Source organism: Streptomyces sp. RPA4-2 (genome assembly GCF_012273515.2).
GTDB lineage: Bacteria > Actinomycetota > Actinomycetes > Streptomycetales > Streptomycetaceae > Streptomyces > Streptomyces kaempferi.
In genome coordinates this window covers 7818488-7832385 of record NZ_CP050975.2, presented here as the reverse complement: position 1 = coordinate 7832385, position 13898 = coordinate 7818488, and the positions used below count along the sequence as shown (strand labels likewise).

Genomic DNA, 13898 nt, shown 5'->3' with positions numbered 1-13898 from the left:
AATAACTAGATAGTTACTTACCGGGCCGCGGGGCTTACGGCGCTCGGACCTGCCCCGATACACCGACGCGACCTTCGACCACCTCGCCGCCCGGCCGCACGGACACTCGCGGCCTCGGCATCGCTCGGAAAACTACACAAGTAACTTGGCAAAGTTACTTGTGTAGTTCTAGGGTGGCGTCATGACCTCGAAACCCAGACCGCAGGAGTCCGTTGCGAACGCGCAGCGCCTCAACGACGCGATCGTGCGTCTGCGCGCCCGCCTGCGCGTGGAATCGGGACAGCATGCGACCGGTCTGACCGCCACGCAGCTGGCCGTGCTGGCGAGCGTGGTGCGGGAGGGCCCGGTCACCGCGGCCCGGCTCGCCTCGCTCGAACACGTCAGCGCGCAGTCCATCGCGCAGAGCCTGGCGGTACTCAAGGCCGCCGGGCTGATTCACACCACCCCTGATCCGCGGGACGGCCGCAAGAAGCTGGTGAGCGCCGCCCCGTCCGCGACCGAGCTGGTCGACAAACTGCTCACGGGACGCGCCTCCTTCCTGGCACGGGCCATCGAACAGGTACTCCCCCCGGAGGAGCGCGAGGACGTGGAGAAGGCCATCGACCTGCTGGAGCGTCTCGCCTCGGCCGACCTGAGCGAAGGCGGCATATGAAAGCCACCCCCACCCGGGGCCGCACCACGTCCCACGACGTCCCGGACCCGCCGTTCGCATGGACCTTCACCACACCGCTCTACGTCGGCTCCAGCCTCAACCCGATCAACAGCTCCATCATCGCGACCGCCCTGGTCCCCATGGCCGCCGATCTGCACGTCTCGGTGGGCAGCACCGCCGTACTGGTCTCCTCGCTGTACCTGGCCAGCGCCGTCGCCCAGCCCACCGCGGGCAAACTGGCGGAAGTACTCGGACCGCGCCGGATCTTCCTGTACGGCATCGTGCTGGTCCTGCTCGGCGGTCTGGTCGGCGGCCTCGGCCAGAACCTGGCGATGCTGACCGTGGCCCGGGTACTGATCGGCATCGGCACCTCGGCCGCCTTCCCCTGCGCGATGGTGCTGATCCGGCGCCGCGCCCAGGAGGCCGGAGCGGACGCTCCACCGGGCGGTGTGCTCGGTGGCATCGCGATGGCGGGGATGGCCACCGTCGCCGTCGGTCCGCCGATCGGCGGACTGCTGGTGGGCTCCGCGGGCTGGCGTTGGGCCTTCCTGATCAACATTCCGGTGACCGCGATCGCGATGGTGATGGCCGTGCGCGGGCTGCCCAGGGACCCCGTACCCGACCGTGAACACAACGGATTTCGCAAGGTCGCCGCGCAGATCGACCTGCTCGGCATCCTCGGCTTCGCCGTCTCGATGAGCGCGCTGGTCATCTTCCTGATGGGCCTTCCCGATATCGGATGGGTCGCGCTCGCCGTCCTGGTCCTGACCGGCGTACCCACGGTGGTGTGGGAGCTGCGGAAGACGGCGCCGTTCTTCGACTTCCGCGGCCTCGCGGCCAACGGCGCCCTCGCTCGTACCTACCTGCGGCAGGCGCTCACGCTGCTCGGCGTCTACTCCGTGATGTACGGAATGACCCAGTGGATGGAGGCCGCACACGGGATGTCCACCGTGGAGGCGGGACTGCTGCTCCTGCCGATGGGCGCCGTCTCCGCACTGCTCTCGCGCCCGCTCGCCAGCCGCAACCTGGTGCGCGGACCGCTGATCGTCTCGGCGGTCACCATGCTGCTCGGCTCGGCCGGCGTCATGCTCCTCACTTCGCGCAGTCCCGCGGTCGCGATCGTGCTGGTCTCCCTCGTCTTCGGCGTCACGTCGGCCGCCACCACGGTCGGAAACCAGACCGCGCTCTACCTCGCGGCGCCGCCCGACCAGATCGGCACCGCTTCCGGGTTGTTCCGGACCTTCGGATACCTCGGAACCATCACCTCCGCCGTGATCGGCAGCATCGTCTTCCGGCACGGCGCGAGCGACCAGGGCCTGCACAGCCTCGGCCTCGTCCTGGTCGCGGCCGGTCTCGCGGTCCTCCTGCTGACCGTCCTCGACCGCCACCTGATGTACCGCAGCACAAGCCGGCGTCCGGACACTTCCGACCACCTCGGCAACTCTGACAACCCCACTGAGGAGCACTCCGCGTGAGCACCACCACCCTGCCCGCCATCACCCCCGAGCGGACCGCCCTGCTGGCGATGGACTTCCAGAACGGGATCGTCCCCCTGGCCCCCGACTCCGACGCGCTCGTCGAGCGGGTCAAGGGGGCCATCGCCGATGTCCGCGCCGCGGGCGGCACCATCGGCTACGTCCGTGTCGCCTTCACCGAGGACGACTGGACAGGGGTGCCCGAGACCAACAAGGCCTTCTCGGGCGTCGCCGCGGCGAAGATGTTGCACCACGAGGACGCCGCGACCCGGATCGACGAGCGGATCGCGCCGGAGGACGGTGACATCGTCGTACGCAAGACCCGCTTCGGCTCGGGCTCCACCACCGATCTCCACCAGCAGCTGAGCGACCGCGGTATCGACACCCTGGTGCTCACCGGGATCAGCACCAGCGGCGTCGTCCTGTCCACGCTCATCGACGCCGCGGACCGCGACTACCGCGTCATCGTGCTGACCGACGGCGTCGCCGACCCCGATCCCGAGACCCATCGGGTGCTGCTCGACAACGTGTTCCCGACCCGGGCCCACATCCTCGACACCGCCGGACTGCGCGAGCTGCTGCGATCCGCCTGACGCCTCAGCGCGTCGCCCTGGTCGCGGCCGGGCCGCGACCAGGGCGACACCGTCCGGTCGCACCGCCACGGGCGGGCATCAGGTCGTGCCTGCCCTCAGTTCCACAGGGGGTAGGAGACCGTCTGCCCGTATCCGGCGGGCTTGCTGTCGGTGTAGGAGAGCCTCAGCCGGGTGTACTGCGACATCTGGGGGTTCTTCTTCCAGGCCTGCGGGCGGTCGAGCCGTACGGTGACGGGGTATTCGCGGAAGGTCCCCGCGGCGCAGTACGGCTTGCAGTCGTTGACGACGTTGACGCCCTGGGCGACGGCGGAGTCGCCGTCCCAGCTCGACCACCGCAGCGAGGTGAGACGGCTGTTGCCGTCACCGCAGGCGAGCACGAAATCGCCGGGCTCCGCCCGCGGGTGCCAGGAGCAGTCGACGATGACGGGCTGCGTCGGCACCTGGGGCTGCATCGACTCCTGCGCGAGGGTGTGCGCGGACCGCGGCGACGCCACGGGAGCGGCGTCCGCCGTCCCCATGACCGTGGCCAGCGATACCGCGGCACAGAACGTGAGTGCCGCCCTGACGGTGAGTTTTCGCATGTCCGCTCCCGGCCGCCATTCTCCTTGGACTTATCGGCCCCCGCGGTCCGGCCCGCCCGCCGAATCCCGCCTGCACTGGCGGGCGCCGACCGGCTGCCTTCCCACGCGGAGGATGCCTCCTCCACCGACGCTACGACCCAGCCGGGAGATCCACCACTCGCACGGAGCAGCACCACCCAGGTGTGTCACACGGGGAGCGGGCGCGGCCCGTGGGTGCGGCACCCACTCGGTTCAGGCGGGAAAGGGCTCCTTCACGCCGGGGACGAGTTGTCTACTGCCGCCTTGTCACCGGCCGTTGCCGCTTGCCGCCATCACTTGCCGTCGGCGCTGGAGTCGATCGCTGCTCCGTGGAGGTGGTGGTGTACCGGGGGGCACACACCGCTGTCGGCCGATGACGACGAGCTCGGCCTCCCGGTCGACGGTGTCGCCGGGGAGGGCGAGGTCGCCGCGCGGGCCGGTGATGGAGGTGCGGAACTTGGTGAAGACCGGCGGCTCGACCGGGAATTCGGTCCCGGTCTCCCTGGCGTGCTCGCGGTAGTTCAGTCGCGCCCCTGCCGCTACGCCTCCAGTCGGCGCACGCCCGTCACGGTGTACGACATCGACGCGCGGAAGCCCGTACCGGTACGGACGGGAGCCAGATCCGCCAGCTCCTCACCGGGAGCCGCGAACAGGCCGAGCTCCGCGGAACCGGTCCACACGTCGGCGAGCCGCTGGTCGAGGAACTCGGCCATCACCAACTCGTGCACGGCGGGCTTGTCGTACTCGCCGACCGCCAGGCGCGGGAAATGCCGCAGGTTGACCGTGGGCCGCAGCAGGCCGCCCGGGTCACTGGCCGGCTGCCGCAAGGTCACCCGAGCCTCCGCCAGCAAGCGCCCGGCCGCCGACAGGGACGCCCCGAACAGGCCGCCTGCCGCGAGCGTCGGCGACGCGCTGCCAGGAGCGGCGAAGACCCGGGTCTGAGCGACCGCTCCCAGCTTCTTCGGAAAGCCCTGTACCCACCCGCGAGCGAGGGCCAGGTCGTTGTCGACGTAGATGTACGGGCACCACGAGACCGGCTGGTCCTTCCACCGCGCGTCCACCAGCACCATGAACTCGCGGTACTGACTGCGCACCGGGTCCAGGTACTCGTTGTTCTGTCCGGAGAACTGCCAGTCGACGAAGAGGGCCACCACACGTCCACTCGACTCCGGGTCCGGGCTCAGCCCCTCCGGGAGCGTCGCCTCCGCGGCCGCCGGATCGGTCCAGAACTCGACGCCGACGATGTCCCCGGCGTAGTTCCACGGCGGAGCGGACGCGAGATTCGCCTCTCCGCGCGGCGACAGCGGATAGGTGTAGCCCTGAAGCATGGGTGTCTCCTCTCGATCGAAGGATCAGGACGGCACAGGCGTTCCCGGCCCGAAACCTTGATGTACCGATCGGTACGTTTACCTGATGAACGGTATGCGTACCGATCGGTACAGTCAAGTCACGCCGAGCACCCTGCCCTGCCCTGCCCTGCCCTGCCGGCTCGAGGATGAACGGAACACGCCGACGGCGCGCCGTGGCCGGGTGGGCCGGTGGCGCGCCGTCGGGTGGTGGTCTATCGGTGTGCGGGTGCTGCGGTCAGGGGTGGGGCGGGGTCAGTGGTGGCCGCCGCCGTGGCCGCCGCCGCGGTGGCCGCCCCAGGTGACCGTGTCGACGAGGCGACGGTGGTCGTTGCGCAGGGTCGCACTGTCGGCACGCCTGTCCCACACCGAGTTGCGACGGTCCTGGAACAGGTCGCGGAAGGTGTCGCGGCCGATACCGGTGTGGACCCGCACGGTCGCCCGGCCGCCCAGACGGTAGTGGTGGAACGTGTACGTACGCCCGTCACGGTCCGACAGCGTCCACCGGTCCAGATTCACCGTCTGACGCGTGGTGTTGGTGATGGCCACCCACTCGTCGTTCAGGTTCGAACGGTGGTGACGGTCCGGAGAGTCGTAGTGCACATTACTGATCTGCACCGCCGCCCGGTGCCGCGGAGCATGGTCGGCCGCGGACGCCGGCAACGCCGACGCCCCCGCCACCGCCACCGCGGCCACGGTCACCGCGGCAGCGGCAAGACGACGGACAGTCACAGATGCGGACATGAAGTCCCCCTACATGGTGCTGGCACCCCCACCCCACACGGCCCACAGAACGGGCCGCACAGGAAGGACAGTGTGTGCGAGTAGTACAGCTTACCCTTACCGGCCGACACCCACACCATGCCCCCACCACCACCCGATGTGGGCGATACACGGAGGTGCGTTACGGATCATCCATATCGCCGTAACACTCACATGTACCGTCCATTCACCCCATGAACGCACCAAGTTGACGCCCCACCAGACCCCACACCCCTTACCCACACCCGCCCCCACCCCCAACCCGCCACACCCCGCCACCCCACCCCCAACCAAGCCATCACCCGAAAGTGGATCCCGGCCGCCGTGCGCCACCGTCCCGCGCCGTCGCGACGACCGGCACATGGGCACCGCTCACCGCGGCTCACCGTGACTCACCGCCGCTCAGCGGTCCGCGTCCGCGGGAACGGAGGGACGACGGGGAGTCAGTTCCGCGGTGCCGCGCCGCGCCGTGCCGACAGGGCCGGCGAGGAAGGCGCGTCCCCGTCGGATCGGCCGTACAGAGTGAAGTCGGCGCGGACGACCGAGCCTTGCTCCAGCAGCAACCGCTGGACCTGCGGCCTTCTGGTGGGTGACACGGCCACGACGGTGATGTCTCCCTCGGGCAGCCCCCCTACGGCGTACTCGCCCCGCGCGTTCGTCGCGGCGCGCACCAACTGCCGTCCGCCGTTGTCCATCACGGTGACCGCGGCATGGCGCAACGGCAGCAGCGCCCCGTCGCGAACGGTACCCACGAGCGACGGCACCGGTTCACCGAAGTGGTGCCGTCCCCCCGGCATCGCCACGGGTGTCGCGATCTCCACGGACGGATCCTCCACCGGCGGACTCGCCACGTCGTCCGGCCAGGCACCTGGGTCCCGCCGCGCGGCTGCGCGGTGCTGGCGCCAGGCGTCCAGGCCCAGCAGTCCGACACCCGCCATGGTCCATGCGCACAGCACGAGGAGGGGCCGGAGCACCCCCGCCCCATGGAAGTACAGGACCCCCCGAAGGGCGTCCATGGCGTTGCCCAGCGGCATGACGTAGTGCACGTGCTGGAAGAAGGCGGGGAGCATCGGCACGGGGGCCACACCACTGGTGGGGGTGCTCAGCACGATGAACAGACCCATCCCCACCCCGGGGAAGAACTGCCTGGTGAACGGCGCCAGGCCGGAGGAGAACGTGGCCACCGCCGTCGTGAGCAGGAAGGCGATCCCGAGCGACGCGGGATCGTTCGGCAGGTAGCCGAGGCTGACGCCGACGAGGTCGCCGAGGCCGGCGAAGAGTGCGGCGACGCCCGCGATCGTCAGCAGCTTCCTGCGGCGGTTGAAGGTCACCGCCCGCAGCAGGGTCGTCGCGAGCAGATAGCCCGGGATGTTCCAGGCGGTGCCGAAGTAGACCAGGGTGGTACCGGTCATGTCCTTGCTGACGGTGGGCGCCACGTCCGTCACGGCGAGGGGCCCGCTCCTGGCAGGCGTCAGCCCGGTGAAGTCCCTGCTCAGGGTCTGCATGAGGGACGTCCCGTTGGCTTTGGCGACGTAGAGCACCGGATGACGGCCGCCGACGTAGCCGGCCACCGCCTTCCGGTCCAGCACCGCCTGCCGGGCCGAACGGGCCTGCGGCACACCGGTGACGTCGAAACCTCCGGGGTACTGACGGCGCAGCGCGGCGTCCACCCTCGCCTCCTGGGCCCGGCCGGCGACCACCACCTTGGCGTGATGCGGCTGGGGCGCGTGCAAGGCGGGGGCGAAGCAGAAGAGGAAGCCCAGGAAGAGTGCCACCGGAAACCACAGCGTCTCGGCGAGGATTCTCACCGATGACACAGCCTGTCCCCCGCTCCGGACCTTCACCGGCCGGGCCCGCGTATGGCACGGCGGACCGCGGCGGACCGCTTCACCAGGGACTCGCGCCCTCCGCCGCCCGGCAGCACCTCACCCCGACCGCTCGCCTCCTTGGCCGACCCCACCTTCATGACAGCACGCTCCCGCTCTCGACCCTCGCCATGACCACACCTCATTAATGTACCGGTCGGAACACTTACAGATGGACCGTAAGCGTTCCGACCGGTACAGTCAAAGTGTGGCCCGCCCCCTCAACGTCGAGAAGCGCTCCGAACTGCTGGAACAGGTTGTGCAGTACCTCCAGCTCCACGGACTCGCGCAGATGTCACTCAGTCCGCTCGCCCAGGCAATCGGAACCAGCAAGCGGATGCTTCTGTACTACTTCGGCAGCCGCGAGAACCTGCTCGCCCAGGTCTGGGCAGCGCGCCATCCCGACGCCCACGCGCTGTTCGACGACGTCGACGACACCGACGGTCTGCGCCGCGCCGCTTCCGCCCTCTGGGAGGCGATCACCGTCGGGGAGCAGTCCGGACCGGTGCGTCTGCTGCTGGAGTTGCTCAGCCTCGCCACCACCGACCCGGACCAGTACGGCAGCCTCGCCACCGAATCCATCGAAGCCCTGGTGAACCCGATCGAGGCCGCCTTCCTCCGGCTGGGCCATCAGCCGCGGCAGGCACAAGCCGGTGCCACGCTGCTGGTGTCCGGCCTGCGCGGGCTGTGCCAGGACCGCCTGGTCACCCAGGACACAGCTCGTACCGATGCGGCCGCCCGGCAACTGATCGAATCAGTCGTCACCGTGGCCGGTTGACGCCGACGGCGGAGGGGCGGCGGCCGATCTCGCGACACGCCGTCCACACCGGAAGCGCACCGCCCCAAGGGTGCCGCCCTTGAACGGCTTGCCACAGTCGACGTGCCCGGCTGGGGTACGCGGTGCCTGGAGGGGTAAGCGACGGGAGACGGAAGCGGGCACGCATGGACGAATCATCCGGGGACCAGGGCCTGGGACGGCCCGGCGCCGCCCCGGCGCTGGAGACCTCGCTCACCTTGGACGGCGACGGCTCCCGCATCGCCCAGGCCCGCCACCTCGCAGCCGCCTTCCTCACGAAGGTGAAGGCCGAGTGCGGCACCCCGGTGGCGGCGGACACGGTGCAGATCGTTCAGCTGATCGTCAGTGAACTCGTCACCAATGCCCGCAAGTACGCCCCCGGACCGGCCCTGCTCCGCCTGCGCACCACCGGCCCCGTACTGCGGGTCGAGCTCTGGGACAGCAACCCCGTGCTGCCGGCCGCCGAAGCCCCGGATCCGTCACGCATCCGCCGGCACGGACTGGAGATCGTCGCGGCCCTCGCCCGCGCCATCACCGTGGAACAGACCTCCGTCGGCAAACGCATCACAGCCGACGTCACCCTCGCCACCGCGTAACCGAAGCGCGAGCGATGAAGGGTCCGGCGCCGAGATGAGCGTCCGGTCCACTGCGCCCGTGCCTGGCGTCGCGGGCGGGCACCCGAATCGACCGTCTGGGAACCGGGCGGCCGCGGTAGGGATCCTGCGTGCAGACCTTTCTCCCGTATCCCGACTTCATGCAGTCCGCCGCGGTGCTGGACGAGGCGCGTCTGGGCAAACAGCGAGTCGAGGCCCTCCAGGTGCTGCGCGGCCTGACCGTCCCCGACCACGGATGGCGCCACCATCCCGCGGTACGCATGTGGGTCGGCTACGAGGAGGCCCTGGTCCGCTACGGCCTGGACGTGTGCGCCATGTGGACGGCGGAAGCGCGCGCCGACACGTGTGCCGCCAGCCTCACCACCGACTTCGCCCGGTACCGTCCCGGCGCCACCGTACGTGTCCAGGAGCAGCTCGCCGACGTCGGCGAGCTGCCACCCTGGCTGGGAGACGCCGCCTTCCACCGCAGCCACCAGTCGGCGCTGGTGCGCAAGGCGCCGGAGATCTACACCCTGTTCTTCCCGGATGTTCCCGACGATCTGCCGTACGTCTGGCCGACGTCCGACCGGGCCACTTCATAGGGCGGTGGGGCCCCGTCCACGCAGGAGCACCGCTCTGGGTCGGCAGGCTCGGCCCACCCGGGCGACGACGGCCGGACACCACTGGCCCCAGAACGCCGGCCGCGCGTCGCGGACACCTGCTCAACGAGCGTGACCGCGGGTCAGCGTACTCGTCCCCGCGGCTTCAGCGGCACCGGCGGAAGTTCGGGAGCGGACAGCCGGTCACCGTCGTAGCCGTGCACTTCGCCGAAACGGGACCCCTCCATCCAGTCCTTCCGGCCCTCCTCGATCTCCTGCTGGGAGCGCCCGATGAAGTTCCACCACATGACCAGCTCCTCCTCGAACGGCTCGCCGCCGAGGAGCATGAGGGACGCGTCCGACGCGGCGCGCAGGGGCAGTTCGGTGCGGCCGCAGCCGAGGTAGAGCATCGAGCCCGGGAGGACCGGTACGCCGTCGACGTGGGCCTCGCCCGACATGGACAGCACGGCGTACTCGAAGTCGGGCTCCAGCGGCAGGCGTACGTCGGCGCCGTTCGCCAGGGCCAGGTCGGCACCGACGATCGGGCTGTACGTCGTGCCGGGCGAGGTCGTCCCGTCGACGGTGCCCAGGATGAGCGTGGCCTTGACGCCGGGCGCCGTGACGAGGGGCAGTTCGGCGTGGTGCTCGAAGTGCGGGTCCGTGTGCCGGTGGCCGTCGGGAAGAGCGACCCACAGCTGCGCTCCGTGCAGGAGGCGGGCGTGCGCCTTGGGGCTCTCCTCGGAGTGGCTGATGGCGCGGCCGGAGGTCATGAGGCCCAGTTCGCGCGGGCGGATCGTCTGCAGGCTGCCCGTGGAGTCGCGGTGCAGGACCTCGCCCTCGTGCAGCCAGCTGACGGTCTGCAGTCCCATGTGCGGGTGCGGCGGGACCTGCATGCCCGGCTCGTCGGCGATGTCGTCGGGGCCGTAGTGATCGACGAAGCACCAGGCGCCGATCATGCGGCGGCCCAGGTTGGGCAGCAGGCGCCGGACTTCGGTGGACTCGCCGAGCTTGACCCGGCGGGGACTGAGGAGTTCACGCACCGGTTCGGCCACCACGAACCCGCGGCCACCGCACAGGGCGGGAACTGCGTCGCGATCAAGATTGCTCATGGCGCACAACCTAGCCCCGTCGAGGACCGTCCGTCAGGTCATCGTCCCTCCGCCGGGACCGGCGGGTGGCTCAGAACCGACGCGCGTACCCGGTGGTCCTAGGACCACGGTCCGAGGCGGCTACGCCATTGGTCCGGCCCTCTCGAAAACAGTAGCCATGGATATAGTAGCCATGTACGGTTTTTTACATGAGTTCGGTATTCGAGCACGCGACCCCCGGTTTCCTCGTCTGGCGCCTGTCGATGAAGTGGCGGGTGGCCGTCGACCGGGCGGTCGCGCCACTGGGCCTGACCCATGCCCAGTACTCGCTGGTCGCGTCGCTGTACGGCATGCACCACGCCGGGCTGCGGCCCAGCCAGCGGCAGCTCGCCGACCACACCGGACTCGAACCGCTCTACGTCTCGAAGCTGGCCCGCTCCCTGGAGACCGCGGGCATCGTCGACCGCACGCGGGATCCGGCCGACCCCCGGGCCGTCCGGCTGTCCCTCACACAGGACGGGCAGACGGTCGCCCGGCGTGCGATCAGGGTGGTCCACGGACTGCTCGACCAGCTCCTCGGTCCCCTCGGCGGGTTCGACGGCGAACGCACGCGAGCGTTCAGCGGCGAGCTGGCGACCCTGCTCGGCGTCTCGCTCGATCCCCGCGTCGATCACCCCGCCGGCACCGACGCCGACCGGACGCGTTCCGGTCACGCACCTGGCGGCTCCGCGCCTTCCGAACACGCACCCTCCGACCAGGCCCATTCCAGTCACGCACCATCAGGCCACGCACCATCCGATCAGGCGCATCCCACTCAGAAGCATTCCGATCAGCGACGTTCTGACGAGGAGTAGTCATGACCACCACCACTCCCCCGGTCAACGGCCAGGTCATAGGCCTGGCCCACTACGCGAGCCGCGCGGTCCTGGAGACCCTGCTAGCCCGCACCGGGACCACCTTCCACCAGTCAGTGGCCCTGCGAATCGTCTCGGACCAGGGCGGAACCGTCGAGCGCGCACGGCTCGCGGCCCGCCTGACCGGGGCACTGAAGATCGAGGAATCGGCAGCCCGCCGGACCGTCGACGAGATGACGGCTCTCGGGCTGCTGGCGGAGCCGACCGCCGACAACGTGTCGCTGACCGAGCACGGCGCCGAGCTGTTCGAGCGGATCCGCACCGACGGGAACGCGATCGCGGCCCGGCTCTACGCCGGCATCCCGGCCGAGGACCTGGCGACCGCGGGCCGGGTACTGACCCTGGTCACGGAACGGGCCGACGCGGAACTCGCGGGCGCCTAGGACGCCGGCCCCGAGGCCGGGCATGGGTCCGAGGCCGGGTACGGGTCCGGGCACGGACGCCCGGAGGACCGACCGCGCCCACGTTCGTGGAATATTCAACCAATCCGCTCCGTTGAGGCGCTCGAAGGAGGTCAGCAGTGGACATGGAGTACTACGACCACGGAACGGCCGCGGAACGCTGGGAGCGGGCGCGGTTGTTCTTCGACGCCAAGGACTACGCCGGGGCCGCGCGGGTCCTGGCCGGGCTGGTGGAGGAGGTGCCGGAGCAGGTGGGTCCCCGGCTGCTGCTGGCACGTTCGTACTACCACTCCGCCCAACTGCGCCGCGCTGAGACGGAGTTGCGCACGCTGGTGGAGCTCGACCCGGTGGAGCACTACGCCCGGCTGATGCTGGGGCGCACGCTCCAGCGCCAGGGACGCCAGGACGAGGCCGAGTCGCATCTGCGGATCGCCTCGGCGCTCGCGGGCGACTTCGAGCAGGTGTGAGCGCCGTCTGAAGGAACGGAACACCGCGGTGGCCCCTTTCGGCTCTCCGTGAGGATCGCCCCCTCCACGGGACCCCCGCGGAGTTCCTGTCGGGCATCGCCCTCCGCCGGCGCGGACGGAAGCGGCCGATGCCCCAGCGCACGGGCCGGACACCACGGTGTCCGGCCCGCGTCGTGGTGTCCGGCCTCCGTCCCGCGGCCCACGTCCTGTAGCGGCACTCGGGTCTCGTACCAGGCGTCAGGCGCCGGCCTCCCGGCTCTCCCGGACAGCGCCCGCGCTGCCCCGAGGCAGGCAGCCCGGACGGGACGGCTAGAAGGGCGTGGCCGCGTGCAGGATCAGGAACATCGTCACGGCCGAGTTCGCGGAGGACATCGCGGAGACCAGCGTGCCGACCGCGGCACCCCAGGCGGCCAGCCCCACCGAGGTGAACACCGGCGGCCAGTTGCGGGCCACGGGCGCGGGCCCCAGCAGGGCCGCGACCCTGCGCGGCACGGGACCCGCGGACGCGAACCCCGAGAACCCCGAGGATGCGGAGAACCCCGCGACCCCCCCGAACCCCGAGAACCCCGCGAAAGCGGGCGCCGAGCCCGTACCGGACAGCAGCGCGGCCTTGCCGATCGCCCGCGCCACCACCCTGCGGCTCCCCACCGACCGTGCCGCGTCCTCGTCCGCCCACCGCTCCGTGGTGTAGGTGACGGCCGTACGCAGCGGGCGCAGGAAGGGGTTGGCGCGTGCCGCGAGCCGTACGGCGAGCAGATACCGGTGGTGACGGGCGGTCAGGTGGGCCCGCTCGTGGGCGAACAGGGCGCGGCGCTCGGGCGGGATCAGGCCCCGCAGCAGGGCGGTGGTGACCACGACCCGACCGCGGGGTCTGCCGGGCAGGGCGTAGGCGTAGGGCTTCGCCTCGGGCAGCACGACCACCGTCGAGGAGGGCAGTCCGGCGAGCGCCCGGCGGGCGCGGCGGGCGATCCGGTGGTGACGCCACAGGGTCCGCGCACAGACCGCCAGGACGAGTATCAGGGCCGGGATCGCCGCCTTGCCCGCGATCTCGTCGTACGGCACGGCCGCGCGCACCTCGGGGTCCGACCACCCGTCCGGCAGCGGGTTGCCGGGCAGTTGCGCGGTGCCGACGACCATCAGCAGGGCCAGGCAGAGCGTGCTGCACACGGCCATGACGGTGGCGAAGGCCGTCAGCAGGCGGGTGGCCGTGCGCGGGTGCAGATGCGGTTCGGCGAGGCGTGCGACCGGCCAGGCGCTGAGCGGCAGGACCAGCGGCAGAAAGACGAAGACCCCCATGAGGCGTCAGTCTTCCGTACCGCCGGCCGCTCCGGTCGCGTCGGTCGCGTGCGCCGACTCCAGGAGCGCGCGCAGCACCTGTTCGTCGTCCGGCGGCAGCGCGGTGACGAAGCTGGCGAGGACGGCCTCGCGGTCGCTCTCGCCGTCGAGGAGCCGGCGCATCTTGAGCGCGGCCAGACTCGCGACGTCAGCGGTGGGACGCCAGACGAAGGAGCGTCCCCGCCGTTCGCGGGCCACCGCGTCCTTGGCGAGCAACCGGGTCAGGATGGTGACGACGGTCGTGTAGGCGAGGTCGCCGCCGAGGCTCTCCTGCACCCAGGCGGCGGTCACCGGGGCGTCCGCCTCGCGCAGCGCGCCGAGGACCTGGCCCTCCAGTTCGCCCTGCCCCCGGCGCCTGGAAGGCCGGTCCGGGACCTCGCGGTTGCGCTGCGCCATGTCCGTCTCCCTCCGGC

At 70.8% G+C, this 13898-nt stretch carries 16 protein-coding genes and 1 pseudogene; 9 read left to right on the top strand and 8 right to left on the bottom strand.

What is annotated here, in order from left to right:
- Window positions 1–181 precede the first annotated feature (181 nt).
- Genes HEP85_RS34220 through HEP85_RS34210 form a run of 3 tightly spaced genes read left to right on the top strand, consistent with a single transcriptional unit; the run spans window position 182 to window position 2720 of the window.
- Complete coding sequence (locus HEP85_RS34220) at window positions 182–652, top strand: MarR family winged helix-turn-helix transcriptional regulator (RefSeq protein WP_168531394.1); 471 nt, start codon at window positions 182–184, stop codon at window positions 650–652.
- Window positions 649–2127: an MFS transporter gene (locus tag HEP85_RS34215; RefSeq protein WP_168531393.1), complete on the top strand. Its 1479-nt coding sequence runs from the start codon at window positions 649–651 to the stop codon at window positions 2125–2127. The genes HEP85_RS34220 and HEP85_RS34215 overlap by 4 nt, the downstream gene beginning before the upstream one ends.
- Complete coding sequence (locus HEP85_RS34210) at window positions 2124–2720, top strand: cysteine hydrolase family protein (protein ID WP_168531392.1); 597 nt, start codon at window positions 2124–2126, stop codon at window positions 2718–2720. The genes HEP85_RS34215 and HEP85_RS34210 overlap by 4 nt, the downstream gene beginning before the upstream one ends.
- A 95-nt stretch (window positions 2721–2815) precedes the next feature.
- Here HEP85_RS34210 and HEP85_RS34205 read toward each other — a convergent pair whose 3' ends face one another.
- The 5 genes from HEP85_RS34205 to HEP85_RS34185 form a co-directional block, all read right to left on the bottom strand.
- Window positions 2816–3301, bottom strand: coding sequence for a hypothetical protein (locus HEP85_RS34205; protein WP_168531391.1), 486 nt, complete (start codon window positions 3299–3301; stop codon window positions 2816–2818).
- A 285-nt stretch (window positions 3302–3586) separates the two neighbouring features.
- Window positions 3587–3844: a fumarylacetoacetate hydrolase family protein gene (locus HEP85_RS34200; protein ID WP_168534321.1), complete on the bottom strand. Its 258-nt coding sequence runs from the start codon at window positions 3842–3844 to the stop codon at window positions 3587–3589.
- 14 nt (window positions 3845–3858) lie between these two features.
- Window positions 3859–4647 (bottom strand): acetoacetate decarboxylase family protein, encoded by a 789-nt coding sequence (locus HEP85_RS34195; protein WP_168531390.1) that lies wholly within the window; start codon window positions 4645–4647, stop codon window positions 3859–3861.
- 273 nt (window positions 4648–4920) lie between these two features.
- Complete coding sequence (locus tag HEP85_RS34190; RefSeq protein ID WP_168531389.1) at window positions 4921–5409, bottom strand: lamin tail domain-containing protein; 489 nt, start codon at window positions 5407–5409, stop codon at window positions 4921–4923.
- A 461-nt stretch (window positions 5410–5870) separates the two neighbouring features.
- Complete coding sequence (locus tag HEP85_RS34185; RefSeq protein ID WP_248002183.1) at window positions 5871–7244, bottom strand: carboxypeptidase regulatory-like domain-containing protein; 1374 nt, start codon at window positions 7242–7244, stop codon at window positions 5871–5873.
- Window positions 7245–7500: 256 nt separating this feature from the next.
- Here HEP85_RS34185 and HEP85_RS34180 point away from each other — a divergent pair, with 256 nt between their 5' ends.
- The 3 genes from HEP85_RS34180 to HEP85_RS34170 all read left to right on the top strand — a co-directional run bounded on the left by HEP85_RS34180 (window position 7501) and on the right by HEP85_RS34170 (window position 9283).
- Window positions 7501–8070 (top strand): TetR/AcrR family transcriptional regulator, encoded by a 570-nt coding sequence (locus HEP85_RS34180; RefSeq protein ID WP_248002182.1) that lies wholly within the window; start codon window positions 7501–7503, stop codon window positions 8068–8070.
- A 164-nt stretch (window positions 8071–8234) separates the two neighbouring features.
- Window positions 8235–8684: an ATP-binding protein gene (locus HEP85_RS34175; RefSeq protein ID WP_168531387.1), complete on the top strand. Its 450-nt coding sequence runs from the start codon at window positions 8235–8237 to the stop codon at window positions 8682–8684.
- A gap of 128 nt (window positions 8685–8812) precedes the next feature.
- Entirely contained in the window at window positions 8813–9283 is a 471-nt protein-coding gene (locus HEP85_RS34170) for an MSMEG_6728 family protein (protein WP_168531386.1), read from the top strand.
- Window positions 9284–9423: 140 nt separating this feature from the next.
- Here HEP85_RS34170 and HEP85_RS34165 read toward each other — a convergent pair whose 3' ends face one another.
- The gene (locus HEP85_RS34165) at window positions 9424–10389 is read right to left on the bottom strand and encodes a pirin family protein (protein WP_168531385.1); all 966 of its coding nucleotides are present in this window, start codon (window positions 10387–10389) and stop codon (window positions 9424–9426) included.
- Between the two features lie 188 nt (window positions 10390–10577).
- Here HEP85_RS34165 and HEP85_RS34160 point away from each other — a divergent pair.
- The 3 genes and pseudogenes from HEP85_RS34160 to HEP85_RS34150 all read left to right on the top strand — a co-directional run.
- Window positions 10578–11030, top strand: a pseudogene (locus tag HEP85_RS34160) (MarR family winged helix-turn-helix transcriptional regulator); the annotation flags it as partial.
- 194 nt (window positions 11031–11224) lie between these two features.
- A complete protein-coding gene (locus tag HEP85_RS34155; protein WP_168531384.1) occupies window positions 11225–11665 on the top strand; it encodes a MarR family winged helix-turn-helix transcriptional regulator in 441 nt (146 codons plus the stop codon).
- A 137-nt stretch (window positions 11666–11802) separates the two neighbouring features.
- Entirely contained in the window at window positions 11803–12150 is a 348-nt protein-coding gene (locus HEP85_RS34150; RefSeq protein WP_168531383.1) for a tetratricopeptide repeat protein, read from the top strand.
- Between the two features lie 309 nt (window positions 12151–12459).
- Here the strand turns inward: HEP85_RS34150 and HEP85_RS34145 are convergent, their stop codons facing one another.
- Window positions 12460–13446, bottom strand: coding sequence for a M56 family metallopeptidase (locus HEP85_RS34145; protein WP_168531382.1), 987 nt, complete (start codon window positions 13444–13446; stop codon window positions 12460–12462).
- Between the two features lie 6 nt (window positions 13447–13452).
- Complete coding sequence (locus HEP85_RS34140; protein WP_168531381.1) at window positions 13453–13881, bottom strand: BlaI/MecI/CopY family transcriptional regulator; 429 nt, start codon at window positions 13879–13881, stop codon at window positions 13453–13455.
- Window positions 13882–13898: the final 17 nt, after the last annotated feature.